Source organism: Nocardiopsis lambiniae (genome assembly GCF_031845465.1).
Classification (GTDB): Bacteria; Actinomycetota; Actinomycetes; order Streptosporangiales; family Streptosporangiaceae; genus Nocardiopsis; species Nocardiopsis lambiniae.
In genome coordinates this window covers 98473-107724 of sequence record NZ_JAVREP010000017.1, presented here as the reverse complement: position 1 = coordinate 107724, position 9252 = coordinate 98473, and the positions used below count along the sequence as shown (strand labels likewise).

11 protein-coding genes, 1 tRNA gene and 1 rRNA gene are annotated in these 9252 nt (G+C 67.1%); 5 read left to right on the top strand and 8 right to left on the bottom strand.

Annotated elements, in window-relative coordinates; translation table 11 throughout:
• Positions 1-6: 6 nt before the first annotated feature.
• Positions 7-122, top strand: a 5S ribosomal RNA gene (rrf, locus tag RM479_RS21680).
• A gap of 706 nt (positions 123-828) precedes the next feature.
• Here the strand turns inward: rrf and RM479_RS21675 are convergent.
• Positions 829-1137, bottom strand: coding sequence for a hypothetical protein (locus tag RM479_RS21675; protein ID WP_274813178.1), 309 nt, complete (start codon positions 1135-1137; stop codon positions 829-831).
• A 294-nt stretch (positions 1138-1431) separates the two neighbouring features.
• Here RM479_RS21675 and RM479_RS21670 point away from each other — a divergent pair, with 294 nt between their 5' ends.
• The 3 genes from RM479_RS21670 (at position 1432) to RM479_RS21660 (ending at position 2746) form a co-directional block, all read left to right on the top strand.
• Complete coding sequence (locus tag RM479_RS21670; protein WP_311513592.1) at positions 1432-2256, top strand: helix-turn-helix domain-containing protein; 825 nt, start codon at positions 1432-1434, stop codon at positions 2254-2256.
• Positions 2257-2354: 98 nt separating this feature from the next.
• Positions 2355-2477, top strand: coding sequence for a DLW-39 family protein (locus tag RM479_RS21665; RefSeq protein WP_218619584.1), 123 nt, complete (start codon positions 2355-2357; stop codon positions 2475-2477).
• 196 nt (positions 2478-2673) lie between these two features.
• Positions 2674-2746 (top strand) — tRNA-Ala (locus RM479_RS21660).
• A 92-nt stretch (positions 2747-2838) separates the two neighbouring features.
• On the opposite strand, the gene RM479_RS21655 is transcribed toward RM479_RS21660, so the two are convergent.
• Genes RM479_RS21655 through RM479_RS21645 form a run of 3 tightly spaced genes read right to left on the bottom strand, consistent with a single transcriptional unit; the run spans position 2839 to position 5945 of the window.
• The gene (locus RM479_RS21655) at positions 2839-4035 is read right to left on the bottom strand and encodes a tyrosine-type recombinase/integrase (protein ID WP_311513591.1); all 1197 of its coding nucleotides are present in this window, start codon (positions 4033-4035) and stop codon (positions 2839-2841) included.
• A gap of 30 nt (positions 4036-4065) precedes the next feature.
• The gene (locus RM479_RS21650; protein ID WP_311513590.1) at positions 4066-4263 is read right to left on the bottom strand and encodes a helix-turn-helix transcriptional regulator; all 198 of its coding nucleotides are present in this window, start codon (positions 4261-4263) and stop codon (positions 4066-4068) included.
• Complete coding sequence (locus tag RM479_RS21645) at positions 4260-5945, bottom strand: replication initiator (protein ID WP_311513589.1); 1686 nt, start codon at positions 5943-5945, stop codon at positions 4260-4262. Before RM479_RS21645 ends, RM479_RS21650 begins: the two co-directional genes overlap by 4 nt.
• Before the next feature lie 35 nt (positions 5946-5980).
• On the opposite strand from RM479_RS21645, the gene RM479_RS21640 reads away from it, so the two are divergent.
• A complete protein-coding gene (locus RM479_RS21640) occupies positions 5981-6190 on the top strand; it encodes a hypothetical protein (protein ID WP_311513588.1) in 210 nt (69 codons plus the stop codon).
• Here RM479_RS21640 and RM479_RS21635 read toward each other — a convergent pair.
• From RM479_RS21635 to RM479_RS21620, 4 genes are all read right to left on the bottom strand, one after another.
• Positions 6151-7581 carry an FtsK/SpoIIIE domain-containing protein gene (locus RM479_RS21635; RefSeq protein WP_311513587.1) on the bottom strand — a complete coding sequence of 477 codons (1431 nt, stop codon included), beginning with the start codon at positions 7579-7581 and terminating at the stop codon, positions 6151-6153. The two genes, RM479_RS21640 and RM479_RS21635, sit on opposite strands and share 40 nt — an antisense overlap.
• Positions 7581-7841, bottom strand: coding sequence for a hypothetical protein (locus RM479_RS21630; RefSeq protein WP_311513586.1), 261 nt, complete (start codon positions 7839-7841; stop codon positions 7581-7583). The genes RM479_RS21635 and RM479_RS21630 overlap by 1 nt, the downstream gene beginning before the upstream one ends.
• Positions 7842-7942: 101 nt before the next feature.
• The gene (locus tag RM479_RS21625; protein WP_311513585.1) at positions 7943-8347 is read right to left on the bottom strand and encodes a plasmid replication, integration and excision activator; all 405 of its coding nucleotides are present in this window, start codon (positions 8345-8347) and stop codon (positions 7943-7945) included.
• A 121-nt stretch (positions 8348-8468) separates the two neighbouring features.
• Entirely contained in the window at positions 8469-9245 is a 777-nt protein-coding gene (locus RM479_RS21620; protein WP_311513584.1) for a protein phosphatase 2C domain-containing protein, read from the bottom strand.
• Positions 9246-9252 lie beyond the last annotated feature (7 nt).

The window sequence follows — 9252 nt, the reverse complement described above, 5'->3', positions numbered from 1 at the left end:
GGTTTCCGTGGTGGTTATGGTGGGAGGGTCACACCCGGTCTCATTCCGAACCCGGTCGTTAAGTCTCCTTGCGCTGATGGTACTGCCCTGTGGTGGGGTGGGAGAGTAGGTTGCCGCCACGGTTTTTTTTCGGGTCGAGAGTCCTCTGTCTTCGGGTGGGGGGCTTTCCCTGTGGGGGGGTTGTCTTCGGACGGCCCCCCTTTTTTTGTGTTGTGGTGGGGGGTGGTCGGGGGCCGCCCCCCTTTTTTTTGTGTGGGGTGGGGTAGGGCGGCTCCCGAGGCCGGGTCAGAGACCAGGCCCCCCGGGCCGCGCGGGAGCGTATGACCGACAACCCCCGGGCTCGTGCGGGAACGTCGATTTCCGGTCGGGGCGGTACCTCCTGGCCCGAGGGAAAGCCAACCCGCGGCCCCCACGAGATCGCCCCCACGGTGAGGGGCGAGTCGAAAGCGCCTCAAGGCTCGGCGGACGTATGCTCTACCGTCAGCGGCGGGAGCGCGGCCGAGACGGGCGCCGGGGCTGTTGCGCGGGCATGGGCTTGGGCCCAGGCTCCCCCGGTGGTCGTGGGCGCTCTGAGAGCGCGGGCGACGGTCGGGGGACCCGCGTGTTGTGGAAGGAGGGGGTGGGGCTGTTGTCGGTCAGTCCTCGTCGGCTTCCGGAACCTCGATGAGCTGCCGCAGCAGCGTTACGAAGTCCTCGTCGCTCATCGCCGACCAGTCCACGTGCTCGTTCATGCTTGCGGTTTCCCCCGTCCCGGGCACCGATAAGCCTGCGGTAAGTGAATTGGTGTGAGAAGTCTGGGTTAACTACGCATAGAGCCAGGTCGGACGGTCAGACGCGGCGCTGGAGCGCGCTGCGGCATTCCGGGCAGCGGCATCGCTTGTTGTAACCCGTGACGGTCCCGTGGGGCAGGGACGGGTCGCGCTGGGCGATCAGGGTGGAGTCGAGCTGTTCGCCGAACGGCTTGAGGATCCGAGCGGTGGAGAACACCTGTCGCGGGCTGATCTCCAGCTCCGAGGCGGCCTCGTCGATGTGCTTCCCCATGCGGAGTTTCGCGATGAGGCGGGAACGGGTGCTCGGTGGCATCTCCGCTTCGGCGTTCGCGATCAACTGCTCGACGTCGTCGATGGGGTGGCTCATGGGTTTCCTCTACGTCTGCGGGCGAGCCCGCCTGGGCGGGCATCTCCTGCATCGTACGCGCTTTCCTTCACCGGGTATCGAGGTGCGTCCCCCAGGTCCCGGCGATCGCACTTCCGGTGACCCGTGGTGCTCGTGGGATTCTCTTGCCGGGAAGCGTTGATCGATGGGATCGGGGGACTTTCCTCCTTAATGCATCGAATCGGCGGCTGTTTTCTAGAAACTCATTGCTAGATGCTAGATGCCGTGTTTCGCTGGTCACATACCCTCGACACTCTCCGTCATTGGAACGGTGCCATGACCAGTCCCACGGTCCGCCGCCGGCGGTTGTCCGCCGAGCTTCGTCGTCGCCGCGTTCAGGCGGGGTTGACCCTCAGCGATGTCGCCGAGGAGTTGGAGTGGTCGCCGGCGAAGCTGGGGCATATCGAGACGGGTATCCGTAAATGGCCTTCGGTCATGGAGATCTCCGCCCTGCTGCGCCTGTACGGGGTCACGGGCGGGCAGCGGGAGGCGATCCTGACCCTGGTGCGGGAATCGCGGTTGCGGCCGTGGTGGACCGAGTACGAGGACGTCCTCTCCTCCGCCTACGTGGGCAACGAGGCGGGTGCGGTGGCCCTCCAGGTGTACGCGGGCATCCTCGTCCCGGATCTCCTCCAGGTGCCCGACTACACGGCGACCGTGGGTCGCGCTCTAGGCCACGGGGAGGACGCGGTGGAGCGGATGGTCACCGCCCATCTCAAGCGCCAGGAGGTCCTGGAGCAGGTCCAGTACCACGCGATCGTCGAGGAGGACGCCCTTCAACGGATCTCCGGTGACCGGGACCTCCTGCGGGCGCAGACGACCCGGATCATCGAGGTCGCCTCCGGGTCGGATCGGGTGTCGGTGCAGTTGCTGCCGACCTCCGCCGGTCCGCACCCGGGGATCGCGGGTCCGTTCACGGTGTTGGAGTTCGACGAGGGCGAGGCCGCCCTGGCGTACGTGGACGCGACACAGGGAGGGGTGATCGTCGAGGCCGAGGAGGCGGTGGCATCCTGCAAGAGGGTCTGGTCGGAACTGACCCGGATCGCCCTCTCCCCGGAGACCACTCTCGGGATCCTGCGGCGGATGGCGCTCCTCACCTGACGGCTTGCTAGTCTGCTAGGTGACAACCTCATAAAGTTCTCTGTGGAGCCCTCTTGTGGGGGCTTCGGACGAACCGGATCAACGAAAGGGTCCAGACAGTGAAGAAGATCATCGTGCTGGCGCTGGTGGCCCTCGGGGCTTTCGCCATCTACCGCAAGATCCAGGCGGACCGTGCCGAGCTCGACCTGTGGACCGAGGCCACGGCGGCCGGCGAGAACTGAGCCGGTACGGCGCGGCGCGCGCCGTCCGATGCCAGTGCGCGACACGAAGGCGTGGGTGGGCGGGCGCTCCCGTGGTGCGGCCCACGGCTTTGTGCTGTTGAATCCCTGAGTCATGGCTCCTCGGCCGTGGGCGTCGGGGGCGCGCCCTGGTGAGGGTATGCTCTGCGTAGCGACCGGGCCTGGTGCCGCGGCGCGAGGGGCCATAGCTCAGCTGGCAGAGCGCCGGTTTTGCATACCGGAGGTCAGGGGTTCGACTCCCCTTGGCTCCACAAGCGTTTACGCACGTCACGGACGTGAAGACGGCCACCCAGGCGAACAGCCCGGGTGGCCGTTGCACATTCAGTGCACATTCCTCGCGCGGTCAGGCGGCCCGACCGGGCTCCCCGTTGGAGTCTCCCGACTCACGCAGCGCGGCGTCCCGCCTCTCCCCCATCTTCCGGGCGACCTCGTCCAGGCGGTCCGGGAACAGGTGCCCGTAGGTGTCGAGGGTCATCGTCGCCGTCTTGTGCCCCAGCATCATCTGCACCACCTTCACGTCGGCCCCCGAGGCGATCGCCAACGACGCGGCCGTGTGCCGGAGCTTGTGCGCGGTCACCTCCAGCTCCGCGAGCCCCGCGTCCTTCACGGCCGGATTGAAGACCCGTCTGCGGAAGTTGTCGTAGTGCAGCGGCCCGCCCTGGGGAGCGGTGAAGGCCAGTTCGTCCGCATCCCTGCCCTCACACAGGGACCGGAGCTCTTCGAGCAGGAACCCGGGGATCGGCACGGCCCGCTGTTCGTGGTTCTTGGGCGTGTCCAGGTACAGCGTTCCCGACTCCCGGCCATAGGTCTCCTCGATGTGGATCCGGTGCCGCGCCAGGTCGACCCGGCCGACCCTGATTGCCGAGACCTCACCCCACCGCAGGCCGGTGTAGGCGAGCAACAGGATCAGGACCCGGTACTCACCCGAACACGAGGCGAGCCGTTCGACCTGGACGGGGTCGAGGTAGACGTGCCGGCTCGGAGCGATCTTCGGGAGCGGCACCTCACGGGCCGGACTGACCAGGATCCGACGCGACTTCACCGCCCAGCCGAGGACGTGCGAGAGCGTGTAGAAGACCTTGCGCACGTAGGAGGCGCTCAGCGTCCCACCTCGTTTACCCGGTTCGTGGACGAGCCGGTTCACCCAGTCGGATACCGCCTCGAACCGCACCTTGTTCACGGCGACGTCTCCCCACTCAGGGAGAACGTAGTTGTCGAGGTATTCGCGGTAGTCCCGGCGCGTCGACCGCTTCAGGTGGTGCTGGGCCTTGAGCCACCTCTCAGCGAGTTCACCGACCGTCGCCCTGCCCTCGGACGGGTCCCGGAAGCTCCCCGCGTTGAGCTCCCCCTCAAGCTCGGATTTGCGCCTCTCAGCGTCCGGCTTCCTCTGGAACGTGCCACCGCTCTTCAAACGGCCAGCGGGATCGTAGTAGCGGACCATCCACCGGGCGGGAGGGGTCCGTTTGGCTTCCTTGGCCGCCTTCACGGCCTCGTTGAACGCCTTGTCCTTGGTGCGGTCGTAGACCCATGCGCGAGCCATCGGGGGTTGCCTTTCCAGGTGGGGGAGTGCTCAGCGGGAGGTGACCCACGCGTGGACCTCAGCGGGCACGTAGCGCACGTACCGGCCGATGCGGTGGGAGGGAGGCCCGTCGCCCTTGTAGCGCCATTCGTAGAGGGTCTTGGGAGGCACGCGGAGGTAGGCGGCTGCGTCGGGGACCGACCACAGGGCTGTCTCAGAGCGGGGCAGGGGAACGGTGGGGGTGGTCATGCGGCCCTCGTCTCGTCAGTTGCCGAAGAGTCGTGTTGGCGTGCGGCGTGAAGCTGGGTCCGGCGTTTCAGTGCTTCACCCACGGCCCTCAGTAGGCGTTGTTCTCGGGGAGCCACGTCAGGGTCGGTGGGTCGGGCCACTTCCCAGGCGAAGTCACCGGAGTTGACCGAGGTCAGCGCCGGAGGCCGGGGGTTGGTGTCGTCGCCCTGGGCCTCGTTGGTGGGGTCCACGCCCAGGGCGTTCAGGACCCAGGCCAGCCGGTCGGCCTTGTGGTCGGCCAGGGTCTTGCCGGACCACTTGCGGGAGACCAGGACGCGGCGGCCCGCGTAGCCCAGGTGTTCGCGGCGGTGGGCTTTGGAGCGGCAGAACCCGGGACGCTGACCGGCTTTGGGGTCCTGGGGTTGGATGCCGTAGCGGAGCCAGTTGGAGCACCGGGGCGAGCAGGGCTCATACCGGAGGGTTTCCATGAGCCGGTCCACGTGCTGTTCCTGCCGAGTGCTCTCGGCGGCGTGGCAGTCGGCGATGTCCTTGGTCAGGTACTTGGCCAGGTAGCGCACACACCGCGCGGCGTCCTCGGTCCCGGCCACGACCCCCTTGGCATCCACCTGCTTTCCGAACCGCACCACGTGAAAGGGCTCCGGATCGGGATCAGCGTCGAGTTCATCCAGTGCCTCATCCCAAGTCGGAAGGACTTGACCAGTCGTCATGTCGACATAGCCACCTATGGATTCCTCCCAGGCAGGCAGATTTTCGCCCTCGTAGACCACCGTGTCAGCGGCAGGCCACCACACCTGGTGGTAGGTCGCAGCGGCGATCTGGCGCAGCTCAGCCCGGGGCAGGGTTCCGCGTGTGGCCATGTGCAGATGCGGAGCGAGGCGGCGTTGGGGTTCGACGGAGGCGAAGTACTGGACATCGAATCCGGCGACCCGGCGCAGGTTCTGTACGAACCGGTCCACGAGCTTGGAGAAGTGCAGGGTGTCCCGGGCGGCCCGCCGGTAGTCATAGGTCGAGAAGTCGACAGGTGTGCCGTCCGAGCGCACCCGCCCGTAGGAGTCCAGGGTGAGCGTGAGGAACAGGGAGGGACGGAACACCTTGCCCGAGTCAGGGTCGGTGAACGCTCGCCCGACCGTCTTCCTGGTCATGGGTCGCTTGGGCAGATCCGGGGCGTCCTGACGGCGTTTGGTGGAGCGCACCCGACGCGGACCTGACTCGGAGGAGGCCGAGCGGGTAACCGAGCCCCGCAGACCAGAGGCACTGATCTCCTCGTCCAAGTCCGCGATGGCAGCATCCAGCGCAGCGAGCTGTTCGGGTTCAGCCGCTCCGGTGGCGGCCAGGCGGTCCCGTTCAGCGGTGACCGTGGCGCGCTGTTCCACCCAGCCCTGTTGCTGCTGTGTGGGTGGGTCGGGCTCTACGACGGGTTCGGTGGCCAGGTGCCAACCCTCTTCACACTGAGAGCGCCGCAGGGACCGCTTCCTTTTCGCACAGGCCGGACACCGTGACTCCAAGGTGGACCCGCAGGGGACGTCGATCACCTCGGTGGCACCGGTCGCGATGTTCGTACGTCGAAGAGAGACCGGCCGGATGCACACACCGTGGTCAGCGGCGACCTGTTCGGCCACCTCACGGGCCAGGGGTTGCGCGAGTCGTTCGGCCCGTGTCGACTTACCGGTAGGAGTCGGCATCAGAGCACCACCCGAAAGGCACGGAAGCCTTGTCTATGGACGAACGACGCCGCTTTTGGCTCGGAGCCTTGTTCTTCCTGCCCCCGTTCCTCCTCATGCAGTTCGTTGACTTCCCGATACACGTGTTCGGAGCCGTGCTGTGGTGGGCTCTGCTGTTGGCGTGGTCCGAGTGGTACCGGCGTAGAAAGGCACGGGCCAACACCCATCAGGCCACCTCCGAATCGGAGGACGAGTCCGCGCCGTAGCCATCTGCCATGGCGGTGATGTTCTCGTCGGAGACGTAGGCGGCACGTACCCGTACCGGGGAGGGTGAGGTTTCCAGGCGGACGTAGGCCACCCCGGGAAGGGTGGGGTCGATCAGGTGCGCCTCAGCCCCGCGTTCGCGGGCTCCTTCTCCGAGGACCATGTCCACCTGGGATGCCTCGTCCAACCGCAGGGCGATCTTGTCCGGGAACAGGTTCCGAAGGTTCATCACCTCCTTGCGCGGGTCCTGGAGCGCGGCCAGTACCGAGAATCCGACCGAGCGGCCTTGTGAGGTCAGGGTGGCGATCGCGTTCTCCGAGCGTTTCCGCACGTCCCGGTCCGGGTGGTAGGCAGTCAGAAAGGCGACCTCGTCCAGGACCACGACCACGAACGGATCAGCCGTGGTCGGAGAGTGTGAGCGCTGCTTACCCGCATACCGTTCAGCGCGTTCCTGCATCTGCGCTACCGCGTGTTCGAGCAAGGCCACCGCGGCCTCTCCCGTGTCCGCATAGCGGGCGAACAGCTCCCGCCCGTAGGCCAGTTCCATGCGTTTGGGGTCGATCCCCCACACCTGCGCCGTCCCATCAGCGATGGCGGGGAGCATGGCGCGGATCGCGGACCAGAGCACCGAGCCCTTGCCCGCACCGGTGACGCCGACGATCAGGACGTGGGTTCCGTGCAGGCGGAGTTTCCACGCGGTGCCGTCCTCGCGCTTGCCGACCGGGAGCGCAGCCAGGTCCGGGCACTCAGGGACCGGTAGGGCGTCCAAGGGTTCGGTGAGGGTGTCGTGTCGGGGGAACTCCAAGGTGACATCACGCGGCCCGTTCACGGTGACGCGGCAGGAGGGGGCGGCGAACCCGTGCGCCAGCTCCACCACCCGGTGCTCAAAGTCGGAGGGAGCAGTTCCGGCCACGAGGGAGACACGCACGTAGTCGGCCCGGTCGTTGCAGGTGACCCTTCGGATGCGGGGCAGGTAGCGGCGTTCCTGGTAGGACTCGGCCAGCCCGGAGATGACCAGGACCGGTTGCCAGTGGCGCCGGTAGACGGCCAGGTGTCGCCACCAGGCGAGCAGCCGCCAGGTCACGCAGTACCGGTAGGAGATGGGCCAGGTGCGCCACCAGATGAGCGAGACCACAGCCAGCATCCCAGCGAGGGAGGCCAGTCCGGGCCAGGACAGGTACCACCAGCAGGCCACCACGGCCGTGGTGGAGCCGGTCATGACGGGGAAGCGGAACGGCAGCAGCACCACCAGCCGCACCAGGCGGTAGATCCAGGAAGCCAGGACGACGATGCCGGGGGTTTCCACGATCGGAGTCGTCCACCGCACCCCTTGGGCTGGTGTGGGCAGGGTCGGGGAGGACTGGGAAACCCCGATCTTGGGTTGGCGCATCATCACCGACCACCACCGTTCAGAGCCTCGGAGGCGGCGATCTCCGCCCACAGCAGTTCGGAGTCAGCACGAGCACACGCGGCGAAGCGGGCAGCGTCGGGGTTGCCGTCCCGCTCAGCGATAGCGGCGAAGATCCGGGACTTGAAGTCGAAGAACTCCGCCCGCTCTGCCTTGGTGGTGCGGGGCTGGTCGTAGGCGTCCAGGAACACGCGGACCAGCTCAGGGCCGGTCAGAGCGGACAGGTTGGTTCGGTTCTCGGACATACTGGGGGCACCTCTTCTGAGATTTCGCAGTCCAGCAGGGGGTTAAAGGGGCGGCTAGGTGCGCCAACACCAGGCCGCCCCGCTTCATGTGTCAGGAGGGGTCAGGCCGCTTCCTTGGCCGGAGCACGACGACCACCAGCAGCGCCGGGAGCCTTCACACCCCGAGCCCGCAGCGAGTACGCCACCCGAGGGCGACGACCGTTGTCGTCCACGTAGGGCATGACCGCCATCGCCTCGAACTCGATCGGCCGGAACGGCAGCCCTGGAACCTCGTCGGGCAGGGTCGGGCACACGTTCGCGGCGACCTTGACCTTCACCGACTTCGCCTTGCCACGCGCTTCGGGGTCAGCGTCGATCACGTCCACCGCCCACAGCGGCAACCCGGTGTCCTTGTCCATCTGCGGACGCTTGGTCTCAAAGTCGGTGATCGCTTCCACCCCGAGCGCGAACGCACCCGCAGGAAAGACCACGTCGAACGCCACCGGCAACGCACCCTGAATAGCCATCAATCAGCCCTCCATGTTGTCGACCCCCCTAGACACTCAGTGGCGAGCGCCACCAACAACAACTGTCTAGGGGCCTACGCAAGAAGGTAACAAGCCGACCGAGGATTGTCTAGGGGGGTACTCAGTCGTGGGTCCAGGTGACGACGGTGGCGTCGTCATGAAGCTTGCCGGATATGTATCGCCCCTGGTCAGCGTCTCCCTGTTCCAGTTCGCGCACGTGGTCGATCAGCGCGCCAGGGCCCTTCTCGGCGGCGAGGAGGTAGCAGTCTTCCCAGGTCTGGGAGCCGAAGACCTCCACGCCACGCGTCGCGCCGTCGGTCATGGCGGCGAAGCCGGTCACGTCCGTCAGGGGCAGGGACCCGGTCAGTGCCTCATCAGCGGCACGGGCATCCACACCGGCTGTCCAGAACCCGCCCGGGGTGTTGCGCAGAGTGCGCACAGAGCGCTTGGCCCCGGAACGGTCGCGCCCCAGCTCGGTTTTCAGGTCGTCCAGGCGGGTGTCAGCGATGGTCGAGACCGTGCCGTTGGCGTGGCGCATCAGCAGGACCGAGTCCGAGAGCACGAGGTAGTCCAACTGTTCACCGGTCAGGCGAACCAGGATGACGGTGGCCGAGGGAAATTCCTGGTCGGTCACATCGCAGGCGGGACCGTGGAGTTCGGCCATGGTGGTGATGGCTTGGGCCAGCACTGTTCTCAGCGAGTCAGTTCCCAGGAGCCCGGCGAGCAGCAGACCGGCCAGGCGGCGGGTGTGCCAGGCCACCCCGTGCTCACACCCGATGTCGATCCCCGCCGGCGCACTGGCCCCGTCCAAGAGCACCGCCCCGTTGGTGGTCAGGGCGGCGACGTCCTCGTTTGCCTGGTCGGGGTTGCCGGGGTCGGTGGCCAGCAGGAACGGCATGGCTCTA